The sequence below is a fragment of the Pseudomonas sp. BF-R-19 genome (assembly GCF_019956445.1).
Lineage (GTDB): Bacteria > Pseudomonadota > Gammaproteobacteria > Pseudomonadales > Pseudomonadaceae > Aquipseudomonas > Aquipseudomonas fluorescens_BH.
In genome coordinates this window covers 20058-34762 of record NZ_JAHBDN010000051.1, presented here as the reverse complement: position 1 = coordinate 34762, position 14705 = coordinate 20058, and the positions used below count along the sequence as shown (strand labels likewise).

Here is a 14705-nt window from a genome sequence, read left to right as displayed (position 1 = left end):
TTGACGCGGTATTCAGAACATTGATGCCCCCCTTGTGGGAGCGGGCTTGCTCGCGAAAGCGGTACTTCACGCGCAAAATCTACGTCGGATGTACCGACCTCTTCGCGAGCAAGCCCGCTCCCACATTTTCGATCCGGTCACAACCCGATATCCCATTCCGGCTCTTCCGGAAATCTAAGCACCAGAAAATCCAGCAAGCTGCGCAACGCCGCCGGCATGTGCTTGCGCGAGGCATACACCGCATACACGTTCATTTGCCGGGGCTCGGCCGTCGGCAGCAGGCGAATCAACTCGCCGCTGTGGATGTGCACGCCGGCCTGGTACGTGGGCAGCATCGCCACCCCGGCGCCGGCGATCGTTGCGCGCAGCAGCGTGCTGGCCTCGTTGGCGCTGATGTTGCCCTGCACCGGTACTGAAACCTGCTCACCGTCCTGCTCGAAATGCCACAGGCTTTTGCCGAAGTAGGAGTGGGTGAGGCAATTGTGCAGGCTCAGGTCCTCGACCCGTTGCGGCGCCGGGTGCTCGCGCAGGTAAGCGGGGGACGCGCAGATCACCGAGCGGCAAACCGTCAGGCGGCGGGCGATCAGGTTCGGGTCCAGGTCGTTGCTGGTGCGGATCGCCAGGTCGATGCGCTCATCCACCAGGTTCACGGTGCGGTCGAGCATCTGCATGTCGATGCTGACGCCGGGGTAGCGTCGGACATAGGCGGCCATGGCATCGGCCAGTTGCGCCTGGCCGAAGGAGGTGCTGACGCTGATCCGCAGCAGGCCGCGCGGCGCGTCATCCGGTTCGCTGACGGCGGCTTGCATGTCGCTGGACAAATCGAGCATCTGCCGACAGCGCGGCAGGATCTCGGTGCCGGCGGCGGTGAGGCTCAACTTGCGCGTGGTGCGATGCATCAGGCGCGCGCCGACCCAGTCCTCCAGTTCCGCCAGATACCGCGACACCACTGGCCGTGACAGCTCCAGATGATCGGCGGCGGCCGACTGGCTGCCGAGGTCGACCACCGTGACGAACACGCGCATTGCTTGAAGACGATCCATGATTTGCCCGCTTTCAGAAACAAACTATGTTCAAGCATCGCATTTTTTGTACTGACTCAGGCAACTAAGCTCTGTTCCTCTGTAGGAGCGAGCTTGCTCGCGATGGACCCCCAGGCGCCGCGTTTAACCGGCAAGTATGCGTCATCGATTACGACCATCGCGAGCAAGCTCGCTCCTGCAAGGGACCACGACAGCCATTGGAATACGGAGCAACAGATGATCGGTTTCACCACTTTAAAGCGCATTTTGCTGGCAAGCGCCGCCCTCGGTTTCGCCGCCCATGCAGCCGCCTCGACCCTGACGCTGGATGTCTACAACCCCGGCGAAAAAGCCATCTTCCCGGTAACCTCGGTGCTGGTCAGTGGCGAGAAAGAAGCGATCCTGGTGGATGCGCAATTCGGCAAATCCCAGGCCGAACAGGTGGTGGAAAAAATCCGCGCCAGCGGCAAGCAACTGACCACCATCTACATCAGCCACGGTGACCCGGACTACTACTTCGGCCTCGATACCCTGACGGCTGCGTTCCCCAAGGCCAAGGTCCTCGCCTCGCAGCCGACCGTCGACCACATCAAGCGAACCGTCGGCGGCAAACTGGCGTTCTGGGGCCCGAAAATGGGCACCGACGTGCCGGCCAAAACCATCGTGCCGGACGTGCTCAAGGGCGACAGCTTGAACCTCGAAGGGCAGAAGTTGCAGGTGCTGGGTCTTGAGGGCCCGCAGCCGGATCGCAGCTTTGTGTGGATTCCGTCGATCAAGGCCGTGGTCGGTGGTGTCGTGGTGGCGAAAAACATCCACGTGTGGATGGCGGACACGCAAACGCCACAGTCCCATACCGATTGGTTGGCTACGCTGCATTCCATTGAAACCCTGAAACCGCAGACCGTGGTGCCGGGTCATTACCTCGGCGAGAGCGATCGCTCCCTGACAGCCGTGCAGTTCACCGCCGCTTACATCAAGGCCTTCGACGAGGAAACCGCCAAGGCCAAGGATTCTGCCGCGCTGATCGTGGCGATGAAAAAACGCTTCCCGACCCTGAGTGACGAAAGCTCCCTGGAGCTGAGCGCCAAGGTCGCCAAGGGCGAGATGAAGTGGTAACCCGCCTCAACTGAAGTCCAAGAAGCTCAACCCACTGGAGAACGTCATGAGCAAAATCGCAATCATCGGTGCCACCGGTCGTGCCGGTAGCCAACTGCTGGAAGAAGCCCTGCGTCGCGGTCACAGCGTTACCGCCATCGCCCGCGACACATCGAAAATCGACCTGCGTGAAGGTGTGGCCGGCAAGGCCGTCGATGCTCTTGATGCCGCTGCGTTGCAAGCTGCAATTGCGGGCCATGACGTGGTTATCAGCGCGGCGCATTTCGCCACGCTGCCTGCCAGCGCAGTCGTTGGCCCGGTGAAAAGAGCCGGGGTCAAACGTCTGGTGGTGGTGGGCGGGGCGGGTTCGCTGCTATTGCCCGATGGCACTCGAGTGATCGATAGCGAAGGTTTCCCTGAGGCTTACAAGGCAGAGGCCGGCGCCGGTGCCGAATTTCTCGCAAGCTTGCGTGAAGAGCGGGATCTGGACTGGACCTTCCTGTCGCCATCGGCTGAATTCGTCGAGGGCGAGCGCACGGGGACATTCCGCCTCGGTCAGGATGATTTGCTGGTGAGCAGCGCAGGGCGCAGCTGGATTACCTTTGCCGACTACGCGATTGCGATGCTCGACGAAGTGGAAGCGCCGAAGCATTCGCGGCAGCGCTTTGCGGTCGGGTATTGATGGCGTGGCTTAAACCATTCGCGAGCAAGCCCGCTCCCACACGTGATCACCGTCGTACACAAATAGTGTGTTCACGAGAGATCTACTGTGGGAGCGGGCTTGCTCGCGAAGCTTTTCAGCGGCTCTGCGCCTGCTCCACCAACCAGCCCATCAATTCACGCAACTTCGGCGAAGGCCCGGGTTTTTCGGGGAACACCAGGTAATACGCCAGTCCTGTCGTCACTTTCAATTCGAATGGCATGACCAGCCGCCCGGCGTTCAGGTCATCGCCGATCAGCGACCAGTCGCCAATCGCCACCCCCGTTCCCTGGGACGCCATCGACATCGCCAGGTCCAGTGTTTCGAAATGCTGGCCCTTGCCGACATTGGTCAGGTGCACATCTGCGGCTTTCAACCAGGCCTTCCAGTCACGCTCGTCGCGGGTCGGGTGCAGCAACAGGTGCTGTTGCAGATCGGCTGGTGTCTGCAGAGGCATGGGGCCTTCGAGCATCGGTCTGGAACACACCGGCGTGAGTTGTTCGTCGAAGAGTTTTTGTGACATCAATGAATCGTCCGGCGGTGCGCCGTACATCACCGCGGCATCGAACTGCTCGCGATGAAAATCCACCCCGTGCTTGACCGTGGTGGTCAGTTCCACCGGCACGTCCGGGCGTTCCCTTTGCCATTGCAACAGACGCGGCAGCAACCAGCGCATGACGCAGGTCGGTGCCTTGAGTTGCAGGGTTTCGCGCTTCTCGCCGATCTGCTCAACGGCCTCGTCGATCAGGCCGAAAATCTGCTGGACCCGTGGCAGCCATTCCCGTCCCTCGGCTGTCAGGTCCAGGCCTCGGGCCAGGCGGATGAACAGCTCATAACCCAGATGATCTTCCAGCCCGGCGATCTGCCGACTCACCGCGCCCTGGGTGATGTGCAGCTGTTCGGCGGCCCGGGTGAAATTGCAGCACTGCGCGGTAATCAGAAAGGTGTGCAGCGCCGGCAGGGGAGGCAGTCGTTTCATTGGGATCCAAGGTATGACGTGAGGACATGGCTAGTATGACTTTTTATCCATTGTTGCGGCTACCTGTCGCCCGTTCCAATGAGGCCATTCCACGGACCCTGTGGGAGCGGGCTTGCTCGCGAAAGCGGTCTTACATTCAACATTGATGTCGGTTGATACACCGCTTTCGCGAGCAAGCCCGCTCCCACAAGGGCCCTTGTGTCTCAAACGAACAAAAAGGGCAAAGACATGGCGACGTGCGGCGAAGTATTGGTCAAGTTACTCGAAAACTACGGGGTCGAGCAGGTGTTCGGTATTCCGGGGGTGCATACCGTGGAGCTGTATCGCGGGCTGGCCCGTTCGAGCATCAACCACGTCACGCCGCGCCACGAACAGGGCGCCGGTTTCATGGCCGACGGCTACGCCCGCACCAGCGGCAAACCGGGTGTGTGCTTCATCATCACCGGCCCTGGCATGACCAACATCACCACCGCCATGGGCCAGGCCTATGCCGATTCGATCCCGATGCTGGTGATCTCCAGCGTGCAATCGCGCAGCCAGTTGGGCGGCGGTCGCGGCAAGCTGCATGAGCTGCCGAACCAGGGCGCACTGTGCGCCGGTGTCGCGGCGTTCTCCCACACCCTGATGTCGGCGTCCGAGCTGCCGGGCGTGCTGGCCCGCGCCTTTGCACTGTTCCAGGCCGGCCGTCCGCGTCCGGTGCACATCGAAATTCCATTGGACGTATTGGTCGAAGAAGCCGATGACCTGCTCAGCAGCCTGCCGGTCAACATCGACCGCGCCGGTGCTTCGCCGAGCGCTGTTTCGCGCATGACCGAATTGCTGGCCGACGCCAAGCGTCCGCTGATTCTCGCCGGTGGCGGCGCCATCGACGCGGCCGTCGAGCTGACTGAGCTGGCCGAGCTGCTGGACGCGCCGGTCGCCCTGACCATCAATGCCAAGGGCATGCTCGCCTCCGGCCACCCGTTGCTGATCGGCTCGACCCAAAGCCTGGTCGCCACCCGTGCGCTGGTCGCCGAGGCCGACGTGGTCCTGGCCATCGGTACCGAACTGGCCGAGACCGACTACGACGTGACCTTCGCCGGTGGCTTCGAGATTCCTGGCAAGTTGCTGCGCGTCGATATCGACCCGGACCAGACCGTGCGCAACTACCCGCCGCACGTGGCGCTGGTGGCCGATTCGCGCAACGCCGCCCAGGCTTTGCTCAGTGCCCTGTCGCACAAAACCCTGGGCGAGCGCCGCAACGATTGGGGTCAGGTACGTGCCGCCCGTCTGCGTGAAGACCTGGCCGCGACCTGGGATGCACCGACCCTGGCCCAGACCCGCTTCCTCGAAACCGTGCTGCAGGAATTGCCGAACGCGGTATTCGTCGGCGATTCGACCCAACCGGTGTACACCGGCAACCTGACGTTCAACCCGGAGCGTCCGCGTCGCTGGTTCAACTCGTCCACCGGTTACGGCACCCTCGGCTACGCCTTGCCGGCGGCGATTGGCGCCTGGCTGGGTGGCAGTGTCGAAGGTGGCGCGCGTCCTCCGGTGGTGTGCCTGATCGGCGACGGTGGCCTGCAGTTCACCCTGCCGGAACTGGCCAGTGCCGTTGAAGCGCGCACCCCGGTGATCGTGCTGCTGTGGAATAACCAGGGCTACGAAGAGATCAAGAAATACATGGTCAACCGCGCCATCGAGCCGGTGGGCGTGGACATCTACACCCCGGACTTCATCGGTGTGGCCAAGGCATTGGGTTGCGCCGCCGAAGCGGTCAGCAGTGTCGAGCAACTGCGTGGCGCATTGCGTGTGGCCACCGATCGCCAGGGCCCGACCCTGATTGAAATCGACCAGACCCAGTGGATGCAGGCGGTGTCGAAATGACTTTCCCTACGACTCTGGATGGCCTGTACATCAATGGCCAATGGTCGGCCGGCAACGAACACCTGCGTGTGATCAACCCGGCGACCGAAGCCCTGTTGACCACCGTCAATGGCGGCGACGAACGCGCGGTTGATCAAGCCGTGAGTGCGGCGACCCAGGCGTTCGCCGACTGGTCGAAAACCACGGGCGCCGAGCGCGGCGCGATCCTGCGCAAAATCGCCGCGGGCGTGCAGGCCAATCGTGAAAAGTTGATGCACTTGCAGTCGAGCAACAACGGCAAGCCGCAATTCGAAGCCGCGATCGACGTCGATGACGTGATCGCCACGTTCGAGTATTACGCCGGTCTGGCCGAAGGGCTGGACGCGAAACAGGACAGCGCCATTGAGCTGCCGACCGACGACTTCAGCGCTCGCCTGCGCCGTGAACCCTGCGGTGTGGTCGGCCTGATCGTGCCGTGGAACTTCCCGATGGTCACCACCGCGTGGAAACTCGCCCCGGCCCTGGCCGCCGGTTGCTGTGTGGTGCTCAAGCCATCGGAAGTGACGCCGCTGCCGGAACTGGAACTGGCGGCGATCATCGCTGAAGCCGGGTTGCCTGCGGGCGTGTTCAACCTGGTGTGCGGCACTGGCCTCGCGGTTGGCGCGCCCCTGTCGGCTGACTCGCGCATCGCGAAAATTTCCTTCACCGGCAGCAACGCGGTCGGTGTGCAGGTCATGCAACGGGCGGCGGAAACCGTCAAGGGCGTGAGCCTGGAACTGGGCGGCAAATCCTCGCTGCTGGTACTGGCCGATGCCGATCTCGACCTGGCGGTGGAAGTGGCCTGCGGCGGTGGTTTCTTCAACGCCGGGCAGATGTGCTCCGCCACCAGCCGCGTGCTGGTCGCCGATGAACTGGCCGATGAGTTCCTGAGCCGAGTGAAGGCTCGTGCAGAAGCCATTCGCGTGGCCGACCCGTTCGACCCGAACGTGGAAATGGGCGCACTGGTCAATCAGGCGCAATACCAGCGCGTGCTCGGTCACATCGACCGCGGTTTGAGTGCCGGCGCCAAGCTGGTTTGCGGTGGCAATCGCCCGGCCGACCTGTCGCGCGGATATTTTTTGCAGCCGACGGTGTTCACCGAAGTGCCCCTCGACAGTGCACTGTGGTGTGAAGAGATTTTTGGCCCGGTGATCTGCGTACGCCGTTTCGCCTCTGAAGCCGAGGCGATTGCCCTGGCCAACGACAGCCAGTTTGGCCTGGTCGCCAGTGTGGTGACGCGCAATGCACAGACCGCTGACCGCGTCGCCAACGCCTTGCAGGCGGGGCTTGTGTGGATCAACGCGCCGCAGGTGATCTTCCCGCAGACCGCCTGGGGTGGCTATAAGCAGAGCAGCATCGGCCGTGAATTGGGGCCGTGGGGCTTGCAGGCTTTCCAGGAAATCAAACACGTGATCCGGGCCGTCTGACGCCGACCACTGTAGGAGCGAGCCTGCTCGCGAGGGACGTCAACGATGACGTGGGTCGCCTGAAGGTACGCGGTGCCCTTGCACCCATCACGAGCAGTCGAGCGTCGACCGGCTGCTCCTACAAGAGGCATGCGCTGGCGTCATGGCTTCAATGAGTTTTTATCGATAGTCAGGTGTTTTACACGACCTCAGGATGAACTCGCTGGTTCAACCAAACCCCCGAAAATAGAGGGGCTAACGCTGATCCAGTCGCGCGGATGCAACAGTTTCGACCTGCCTTATACCTACAAAAACAAAGGGAGTCCGTAATGGGCGAGCATGATCTGAACAGACGTCAATTCATCAAGACCGTGGGCGTAGCCTCGGTTGCAGCGGCAGCCATGAGCATGCCGTTCATCAAGGCCAATGCCAGCGACACACGTTTTGCCGGCAAGACCTTGCGTTTGCTGACCTGGTCCGATGACACCGGCCTGGCTGCACTGCGCAACATCGCCGCGACGTTCGAAGACAAGTACGGCTGCAAGGTCATCGCCGACCGCACCGGCAGTACCTCGGAAATGGTCGCCAAACTCAAGGCCGGCGGTGATCGTCCGCAGTACGACATCATCACCCTGGCAGGCGTCGGCGCCGAAGGTCTGGCCGCCGCCAACCTGCTGGAAAAACCCGACCTCAACCGCATTCCCAACCTCGTCGATGTACCGGAGAAGTACCGCACCGGCGCCAACGGCCACGGCATCGGTTACCTGCTGTGGTGCAACAGCCTGGTCTACAGCACCCGCACCCAGAAAGAAGCCCCGACCAGCTACGCCTCCCTGTGGGATGCCGACGCGGCGCCGAACATCTTCCTGCCGCCGCCGAACTGGACCGAGGCCATGGACCTGATCATCATCGCCGCCAAACTGGCCGGTGGTGACGAACACAACATCGAGCCTGGCTTCAAGAAACTCGCCGAGCTCAAAGATCGTGTGGTGACCCTGGGCGAAAACCCGAACCAGATCGCCGAACTGTTCCGCACCGGTTCCCTGGACATGGGCGGCCTGTACGCACCAGCCTTCTTCCCGAAACAGATCCGCGATCCGGCCTACGGCCTGGGCGCCACGTTCGGCATGAAGGAAGGTTTCTACACCGACCTGATGCTGTCGGTGATGCCGAAGAACCGTCCGGGCGATATCGACATGGCCTACGCCTTCATCAACCACTCCCTGGACCCGCTGGTGCAGGGCAAGATGGCTGAAGACATCTACAACGGCCCGGTCAACGCCAAGGCGATCATCTCCGCCGAAGCTCGCAAGAGCCCGTACATCCTCACGCCGGAGCAGATTGCCGAGAAGGCGATCATGCACGACAACGCCTTCCTGGCCAGCGTGCATGACCAATGGATTCGTCGTTACACGGAAATCTTTTCTTCCTGATCGAGTGACTTACACAAGCCCGTAAAGCACCACAAATCAAATGTGGGAGCGGGCTTGCTCGCGAATGCAGTGTGACATTCAACATTGATGTCGGCTGACACGGCCTCTTCGCGAGCAAGCCCGCTCCCACATTGGACCTCGGTGTCGTCAGGTCTTGTGTCTGTCAGCTGCTTTCCATTGACGAGACCTTTTGCTATGGAACACCAACCTTTGACCCATTCGGTCAGCGCCGCTGAGTCGCGCCCGAGTCGGGGTGTTTCGCCGACCGCGCGCGCCTGGCTTTTCCTCTCGCCGTCGATGCTGTTTCTTGGCGTATTGATTGCCGCGAGCCTCCTGGTACTGCGCATGAGCGTGGGCACCAAGGGCGCGGAATGGTCCGGGTTCAGCCTGGCCAGTTACGCCCAGTTGCTGGAACCCTATTACCTCAAGTCGCTGATGCTGACCTTGCGCCTGGCGCTGATCAGCGCGGTGATCGCAGTGATCCTGGCGATCCCGGTGGCCTACACCATGTCGCGCCTGACCTCGCCGTTCGTGCGCCGGATCTTCCTGGCGGCGGTGTTGCTGCCGCTGCTGGTCAACCTGCTGCTGCAAAGCTACGGCTGGCTGGTGATCCTCGGCCCCGGTGGCATGCTCAACCAGACCCTGATGGGCCTGGGCCTGATCAAGCGCCCGATCATGCTGCTCTACAACCAGAACGGCGTGTTGATGGGCCTGGTGCAAACCGCCTTCCCGCTGGCCGTGTTGCCGATCGCCAGCGCCATGCGCGGCGTTGCCCGCAGCTACGAAGAAGCCGCCGCGACCCTCGGCGCCAGTCGCTTCCAGGTGTTCCGCCAGGTGGTATTGCCGATGAGTCTGCCGGGGATCATTACCGGTGCGACCCTGGTGTTCGCCTACAACGCCAGCAGTTTCGTGGTGCCGTTGCTGCTCGGTGGCCGGCGTGTGCCGATGCTGGCGGTGATGGTGCATGACCAGATCGCCCCGCTGATGAACTGGCCCGCCGCATCCGCTGCCGGTGTGGTGCTGATCGTCACCACCCTTGCGATCATGACCCTGTCCGAATACATCACTGGCCGTCGTCGCCGCATGCTGGAGGCTTCGCAATGAGTACCCTGACCAAGAAGCGCCAGTCGCTGTTGCCGGGTGAAACCGGCAAGTTTGCCGGCATCCTCTCGGGCTTCATCCTGCTGTTGGCGGTGCTGCCGATCCTGACCATGATCGTCATGTCGTTCAGCGGCGCGTCGAACCTCGACTTCCCGCCGAGCAGCTACAGCCTGCAATGGTACAAGGCCGCCTGGCACACCTTCGTGTCGCCGGACGCCAGTGACGTGCTGAGCCTGGGCAAAGCCATGAGCACCAGCCTGCTGGTGGCGTGCCTGACCATGATTTTCGCCACGATCATTGCGGTGCCGGCGGCCTACGCGCTAACCCGTTGCGAGTTCCGCGGCAAGGCCGTGGCGCTGCAACTGATGTCGTTGCCACTGGTGTTCCCGATGGTGGTATTGGGGCTGGCGTTGCTGCTGGTGTTCGACAGCCTGCCGTTCCAGATGACCACTTCGCGCCTGGTGATTGCCCACGTGATCCTCGCGTTGCCGTTCGTGGTGAAGAACTGCACGGCGGCGATGCTCTCCATCGGCAGTGAAGTCGAAGAGGCTGCGCAAATGCTCGGTGCTTCACCGCTGCGGGCGATTGTCGATGTGGTGGTGCCGTTGATGAAGTCGGGGATCCTGGCGGGCATGCTGCTGGCGTTCATCGTCTCGTTCAACGAGTTCACCGTGACCTACTTCCTCTACACCATCGATGTGATGACCGTGCCGATCTGGATGTACAGCCGCACCGTGTCTTCGCTCGACCCAACCGTATTTTCGTTTGCCGTGCTGATCGTGTTGATCGACTTCGTCCTGATCTGGGCGCTCGAAAAACTGGTTGGTGAAGGTGGCGTTTCGTTCTGATTTCTTGAGGTGATTCACATGTCTGGTCTGATTCTGGAAAACGTCGAGAAACATTACGGCTCGGCCTGCGCGGTAACGGATGTGAACCTGCATTTGCCCGAGGGCAAACTGGTGTGTTTCCTCGGCCCTTCGGGCTGCGGCAAAACCACCTTGCTGCGCATGATTGCCGGCCTTGAAACCCTGACCGGCGGCGAGATCCGCCTGGACGGCGAAGACATCGGCAATACCCCGGCGCATCTGCGTAACTTCGGCATGGTGTTCCAGTCCCTGGCGCTGTTCCCGCACATGACGGTCGGGGAGAACATCGCCTATCCGCTGAAACTGCGCGGGGTAAGCAAGGCCGATCAGCAGGCGCGGGTGGTTGAGTTGCTGGAACTGATCCAGCTGCAGCAGATGATCAATCGTCCGGTGGCCAAGCTGTCCGGCGGCCAACGCCAGCGCGTGGCGATTGCCCGGGCGATTGCCTCGCACCCGAAAATCCTCCTGCTCGACGAACCGCTGTCGGCGCTGGACGCCAAGCTGCGCGAGTCGATGCAGGTGGAAATCCGTCAACTGCAACAGCGCCTGAACATCACCACCATCATGGTGACCCACGACCAGCGCGAGGCCATGACCATGGCCGATATCGTGGTCGTATTGGGTGAGCACAAGGTGCAGCAGGTGGGCACGCCGATCGAGATCTACCGGCACCCGGCCAACGAGTTCGTCGCGGACTTCATTGGCTCGGGCAACATCTTCCCGGCCACGGTGCTGGGTAACGGCAAGGTCAGCTTGCCGGGCGGCGATGCGCTGCAAGTGCCGATCTGCAGCAGCATTGTGGCCGGGGAAAAGGTGAAGATGCTGATTCGCCCGGAAGACCTGCAACTGTCCGCACCCCAGGCGACCGCGGGCAACCGCTTGCTGGGCAAGGTGACGTTCGTGCGCGATATCGGGGCGACCATCGAGACTACGGTGGAGTGTTCCGGGGTGTCGTTTACCGCGCTGAGCACGCCTTGCCAGGGCTTTGGCCTGAGCGTTGGTCACCCGGTTTCGGTGACCTTGCCGGTGGAGGCTTGTCGGGTACTTGGGGCCTGATCCAAATTTGATTTTGGTCTTGCTGGCCTCTTCGCGGGCAAGCCCGCTCCCACAGGGTATGTGGCGTTCACAAAACCTGTGGGAGCGGGCTTGCCCGCGAAGGCGTCAGTAGCCACACCACTGGATCCGGATCAAACCGTCAACCGCAACCGCGCCAGATCCCGCAACGGCGGAGCCCCGAACAACCGGCTGTACTCCCGGCTGAACTGCGACGGACTTTCATACCCGACCCGATACCCCGCCGCCGAAGCCTCCAGCCCTTCGGCGAGCATCAATCGCCGTGCTTCCTGCAGGCGCAACTGCTTCTGATACTGCAACGGACTCATCGCCGTCATCGCCTTGAAGCGGTGATGCAGCGTCGACACGCTCAGGTTCACTTCCTTGGCCAGATCATCAATGCGCAACGGCTGTTCAAAATTGCCATTGAGCCATTTGATCGCCTGGCTGATGCGATGGCTCTGGCTGTTGGCAATGGCGATTTCGTACAGCCGATGCCCCTGTTTGCTGCGCAACAGGCGATAGAGGATCTCCCGGCGAATCAGCGGCGCGAGCATGGCGATGTCTTTGGGCGTGTCCAGTAACCGTGCCAGACGCAGCACGGCGTCGAGCATCGCGCTGTCGAGTTTTTCGACATACAGCCCGCGCCCGGTCGGCCGGGTGGGCACGCCGAGGGGGCCGGCGTCGGCGATCAGTGCGGTGATTTCTGTCGGGTCGATGTCCAGGCGCAAGGCCAGGATCGGTTCCTCGGCCGAGACATTCACCACGCGCCCGCTCAGTGGCATCGAGACCGAGACCACCAGGTAGTTCAACGGGTCGTAGTTGAAGTACTCGTTGGCCAACTGAACTTCCTTGCGCCCCTGGGCCATGATGCACAGCGCCGGTTGCGCGAGCACCGGGGCGAACTCGTGGGATTGGCTGTGGCGGGACATGAACAGCGAGCCAATGGCCGTGGCATAACTGCCATCTTCGGCGGTGTTGCGGCGAATGATCGCCGCCAGTTCCGTGCGCTGCTTTTCCATGTCGGTGTCCAGCGGGGTTTGAAAGTGATCGAGCGACGACATGCGCGGCATCCTCGGCAAGGCATGGAGGGAATGGAGCAGAGCATAAGTTTGTGCAAGTGGCAGCGGTAGACACATCCTGCCGGATGCTTGCCTGATTCTGCCTGGTGGCGACCGGCGGTGTAGCCACTAGAGCCTTGTGCCGCAAGAACTTGCTTGAAACTCGTATGGCAGAACCGTGACAGGGTTTTACAGCTTGTTACAGGCTGGCGATGCAGTTTCGCAGGATTGTGCAACGCGCCGGCAGGAATCGACTAACGAGGCAGGCGTCGCGGCCCTTAACCTTTGATCCTGTCGCAGCCCGTCCCCCGGCTGCCACGCGACTCCCCGGGAGGGTTGAACATGTCCACGCAGATCCCCGTCAGTCATATGGCCTTCGTTCGAGCGCGCACCGGGCGTTCGGCGGAACTCGGTGTGCGCCTCAGCGCCCTGATCGAGCCGTCCCGCGCAGCGCCAGGCTGCCTGAGCTTTGCCTTGCAGCATTCGCAGTGCGACCCGGAACTGTGGCTGGTGTCCGGTTTCTGGAGCAATCAACAGGCCATGACCGCGTACTTCAGCACGCCGGCGATGGACATTTTTGCCGAGCTGGTGCAGGAGCTGGTGGTCAACAGCCTGGATTTCCACACCTTCAAGGATGTCTCGGTGGCGCAGGCCCTGGGGCAGTCCGCAGTGGCGGTACACAAACTGGCCGGTTGAGGGTTTAATGACGGCATTCTCAACCAGCCAGGATGCGCGACATGGCACGTAAAGCCTTTGATCACTTCGAAGCTGTTTCCGCTGTAGTACCGGGCGAGGGTGGCTACCACGCCGCTATCGCCGTCAAGGCGCTGGGTGGTGCCGGCGCCCCGCGTTTTCACAAAGTGCTGGAAGGGCAGATCTTCAAGACCGCCCATGACGCCGACCTGGCAGCGGCCAAAGAGCTGACCCACCTCAAGGACGTCAAAGAAGACGCCGACCTGCTCTGGTAGTCACTTCACCGCCCTGGGCGGTACATCTTGAACAAGGCCTCAGGCCCCAACTGGAAATAATCCGCCGGCCCGCCGCCGCGCAGAATCGGTTCTGCCGCGGCGGTGTCGTATACCCCATCCTTCAACAGCCATTTGGCGATATGCACGGCGACCACTTCGCCGAGGATCAGCCAGCTCGGCACCACATTGCCGTCCGCCCGTTGCAGCTGAATGATCTGCGTGACCTTGCACTCGAAGGACACCGGGCTCTCGGCCACCCGTGGCACCTGAATGACTTTCGAGGCGACGGTCGTCAGCCCGGCCAGTTCGAACTCGTTGACCTCAGGCCCGACCATGGCGCAGCTCTGGTTCATCTGCTCGGCCAGCGGCCGGGTGGCCAGGTTCCAGGCGAACTCGCCGGTTTGTTCGATGTTGTTCAGGCTGTCTTTGCGCCCGACGCTGGAAAAACCAATGATCGGCGGGATGTAGTTGAAGGCGGTGAAGAAACTGTAGGGCGCCAGGTTCAGGCGGCCCTCGGCATCCTGTGAAGAGATCCAGCCGATGGGGCGCGGGCCGACGATGGCGTTGAACGGATCGTGGGGCAGGCCGTGGCCGTTGGCGGGTTCGTAGAAGTGGATGTCGTCGGGCATGGGATTTCCAGGGCTTTCGGGAGACGTTCATGGTGCAAGCACGCGCCGCAGATTTCCAGTCGGATTCGGTACTTGAGTTGATGAGATCCAATGTGGGAGCGGGCTTGCTCGCGAAAGCGGTGTGCCAGTCACATTGATATTGGATGTGCCGCCGTCTTCGCGAGCAAGCCCGCTCCCACAGGTCTTCGGCCAACCCTGAGATTTGCTTTACCCCAATAACGACCAAGCCCGGCCGAAGCCGGGCTGTGAGTTTCCCTCCACATTCAGCCGATAGCTTCAGCGCTACCGGTTTTGTCGAAACCGTCGGCAGCGACAGCGTCCGCGGTGCCGGTTTTATCGAAGCCGTCCGAGGCATAGGTGCCCGAGTGGCTGCGTTCGATGGCAGCGCTGGCATCGGAGCCGAAAGAGGCCGAGCCGGTTTTGTCGTAGCCATCGGCGGCGAACGTGTTGGCGGCCAGTACGGAAAGGGCCAGGGCAAGGATCAGTTTGGTTTTCATGGTGGTGACTC

The 14705-nt window shown here is 62.0% G+C and carries 15 protein-coding genes; 10 read left to right on the top strand and 5 right to left on the bottom strand.

Annotated elements, in window-relative coordinates; genetic code table 11:
* Window positions 1–137: 137 nt before the first annotated feature.
* Entirely contained in the window at window positions 138–1043 is a 906-nt protein-coding gene (locus KGB28_RS14110; RefSeq protein WP_223445953.1) for a LysR family transcriptional regulator, read from the bottom strand.
* A 216-nt stretch (window positions 1044–1259) separates the two neighbouring features.
* On the opposite strand from KGB28_RS14110, the gene KGB28_RS14105 reads away from it, so the two are divergent.
* Entirely contained in the window at window positions 1260–2138 is an 879-nt protein-coding gene (locus tag KGB28_RS14105) for an MBL fold metallo-hydrolase (RefSeq protein WP_223445951.1), read from the top strand.
* A gap of 46 nt (window positions 2139–2184) precedes the next feature.
* Window positions 2185–2799: an NAD(P)-dependent oxidoreductase gene (locus KGB28_RS14100; protein WP_223445949.1), complete on the top strand. Its 615-nt coding sequence runs from the start codon at window positions 2185–2187 to the stop codon at window positions 2797–2799.
* 115 nt (window positions 2800–2914) lie between these two features.
* On the opposite strand, the gene KGB28_RS14095 is transcribed toward KGB28_RS14100, so the two are convergent.
* The gene (locus tag KGB28_RS14095; RefSeq protein ID WP_150728056.1) at window positions 2915–3796 is read right to left on the bottom strand and encodes a LysR substrate-binding domain-containing protein; all 882 of its coding nucleotides are present in this window, start codon (window positions 3794–3796) and stop codon (window positions 2915–2917) included.
* A 228-nt stretch (window positions 3797–4024) separates the two neighbouring features.
* Here KGB28_RS14095 and KGB28_RS14090 point away from each other — a divergent pair, with 228 nt between their 5' ends.
* The 6 genes from KGB28_RS14090 to KGB28_RS14065 all read left to right on the top strand — a co-directional run bounded on the left by KGB28_RS14090 (window position 4025) and on the right by KGB28_RS14065 (window position 11542).
* On the top strand, window positions 4025–5662 hold the full coding sequence (locus KGB28_RS14090; protein WP_223445947.1) for a 5-guanidino-2-oxopentanoate decarboxylase: 1638 nt from the start codon (window positions 4025–4027) through the stop codon (window positions 5660–5662).
* Window positions 5659–7107, top strand: a complete 1449-nt coding sequence (locus KGB28_RS14085) for an aldehyde dehydrogenase family protein (RefSeq protein WP_223445945.1) — start codon at window positions 5659–5661, stop codon at window positions 7105–7107. Before KGB28_RS14090 ends, KGB28_RS14085 begins: the two co-directional genes overlap by 4 nt.
* Window positions 7108–7415: 308 nt before the next feature.
* Window positions 7416–8519 carry an extracellular solute-binding protein gene (locus KGB28_RS14080; RefSeq protein WP_223445943.1) on the top strand — a complete coding sequence of 368 codons (1104 nt, stop codon included), beginning with the start codon at window positions 7416–7418 and terminating at the stop codon, window positions 8517–8519.
* 195 nt (window positions 8520–8714) lie between these two features.
* On the top strand, window positions 8715–9623 hold the full coding sequence (locus KGB28_RS14075; protein ID WP_223445942.1) for an ABC transporter permease: 909 nt from the start codon (window positions 8715–8717) through the stop codon (window positions 9621–9623).
* On the top strand, window positions 9620–10468 hold the full coding sequence (locus KGB28_RS14070; RefSeq protein ID WP_223445940.1) for an ABC transporter permease: 849 nt from the start codon (window positions 9620–9622) through the stop codon (window positions 10466–10468). The genes KGB28_RS14075 and KGB28_RS14070 overlap by 4 nt, the downstream gene beginning before the upstream one ends.
* An 18-nt stretch (window positions 10469–10486) precedes the next feature.
* Window positions 10487–11542: an ABC transporter ATP-binding protein gene (locus tag KGB28_RS14065; protein WP_218427002.1), complete on the top strand. Its 1056-nt coding sequence runs from the start codon at window positions 10487–10489 to the stop codon at window positions 11540–11542.
* 131 nt (window positions 11543–11673) lie between these two features.
* Here KGB28_RS14065 and KGB28_RS14060 read toward each other — a convergent pair whose 3' ends face one another.
* Window positions 11674–12603 (bottom strand): AraC family transcriptional regulator, encoded by a 930-nt coding sequence (locus KGB28_RS14060; protein ID WP_223445938.1) that lies wholly within the window; start codon window positions 12601–12603, stop codon window positions 11674–11676.
* Window positions 12604–12942: 339 nt separating this feature from the next.
* Between KGB28_RS14060 and KGB28_RS14055 the strand changes: the two genes are divergently transcribed.
* Window positions 12943–13296 (top strand): putative quinol monooxygenase, encoded by a 354-nt coding sequence (locus KGB28_RS14055; protein WP_223445936.1) that lies wholly within the window; start codon window positions 12943–12945, stop codon window positions 13294–13296.
* A 41-nt stretch (window positions 13297–13337) separates the two neighbouring features.
* A complete protein-coding gene (locus KGB28_RS14050; protein ID WP_056726096.1) occupies window positions 13338–13568 on the top strand; it encodes a hypothetical protein in 231 nt (76 codons plus the stop codon).
* A 5-nt stretch (window positions 13569–13573) separates the two neighbouring features.
* On the opposite strand, the gene KGB28_RS14045 is transcribed toward KGB28_RS14050, so the two are convergent.
* Both KGB28_RS14045 and KGB28_RS14040 read right to left on the bottom strand, forming a co-directional pair.
* Window positions 13574–14197 (bottom strand): flavin reductase family protein, encoded by a 624-nt coding sequence (locus tag KGB28_RS14045; protein WP_223445934.1) that lies wholly within the window; start codon window positions 14195–14197, stop codon window positions 13574–13576.
* A 263-nt stretch (window positions 14198–14460) separates the two neighbouring features.
* Window positions 14461–14694 (bottom strand): hypothetical protein, encoded by a 234-nt coding sequence (locus KGB28_RS14040; RefSeq protein WP_056726094.1) that lies wholly within the window; start codon window positions 14692–14694, stop codon window positions 14461–14463.
* Window positions 14695–14705: the final 11 nt, after the last annotated feature.

What these genes read in the sequence shown, in the direction of transcription:
- KGB28_RS14110 (WP_223445953.1), bottom strand. Translation starts at nt 1,043, where the DNA reads ATGGATCGTCTTCAAGCAATGCGCGTGTTCGTCACGGTGGTCGACCTC.
- KGB28_RS14040 (WP_056726094.1), bottom strand. Translation starts at nt 14,694, where the DNA reads ATGAAAACCAAACTGATCCTTGCCCTGGCCCTTTCCGTACTGGCCGCC.
- KGB28_RS14070 (WP_223445940.1), top strand. Translation starts at nt 9,620, where the DNA reads ATGAGTACCCTGACCAAGAAGCGCCAGTCGCTGTTGCCGGGTGAAACC.
- KGB28_RS14105 (WP_223445951.1), top strand. Translation starts at nt 1,260, where the DNA reads ATGATCGGTTTCACCACTTTAAAGCGCATTTTGCTGGCAAGCGCCGCC.
- KGB28_RS14090 (WP_223445947.1), top strand. Translation starts at nt 4,025, where the DNA reads ATGGCGACGTGCGGCGAAGTATTGGTCAAGTTACTCGAAAACTACGGG.
- KGB28_RS14085 (WP_223445945.1), top strand. Translation starts at nt 5,659, where the DNA reads ATGACTTTCCCTACGACTCTGGATGGCCTGTACATCAATGGCCAATGG.
- KGB28_RS14060 (WP_223445938.1), bottom strand. Translation starts at nt 12,603, where the DNA reads ATGTCGTCGCTCGATCACTTTCAAACCCCGCTGGACACCGACATGGAA.
- KGB28_RS14095 (WP_150728056.1), bottom strand. Translation starts at nt 3,796, where the DNA reads ATGAAACGACTGCCTCCCCTGCCGGCGCTGCACACCTTTCTGATTACC.
- KGB28_RS14045 (WP_223445934.1), bottom strand. Translation starts at nt 14,197, where the DNA reads ATGCCCGACGACATCCACTTCTACGAACCCGCCAACGGCCACGGCCTG.
- KGB28_RS14055 (WP_223445936.1), top strand. Translation starts at nt 12,943, where the DNA reads ATGTCCACGCAGATCCCCGTCAGTCATATGGCCTTCGTTCGAGCGCGC.
- KGB28_RS14050 (WP_056726096.1), top strand. Translation starts at nt 13,338, where the DNA reads ATGGCACGTAAAGCCTTTGATCACTTCGAAGCTGTTTCCGCTGTAGTA.
- KGB28_RS14065 (WP_218427002.1), top strand. Translation starts at nt 10,487, where the DNA reads ATGTCTGGTCTGATTCTGGAAAACGTCGAGAAACATTACGGCTCGGCC.
- KGB28_RS14100 (WP_223445949.1), top strand. Translation starts at nt 2,185, where the DNA reads ATGAGCAAAATCGCAATCATCGGTGCCACCGGTCGTGCCGGTAGCCAA.
- KGB28_RS14080 (WP_223445943.1), top strand. Translation starts at nt 7,416, where the DNA reads ATGGGCGAGCATGATCTGAACAGACGTCAATTCATCAAGACCGTGGGC.
- KGB28_RS14075 (WP_223445942.1), top strand. Translation starts at nt 8,715, where the DNA reads ATGGAACACCAACCTTTGACCCATTCGGTCAGCGCCGCTGAGTCGCGC.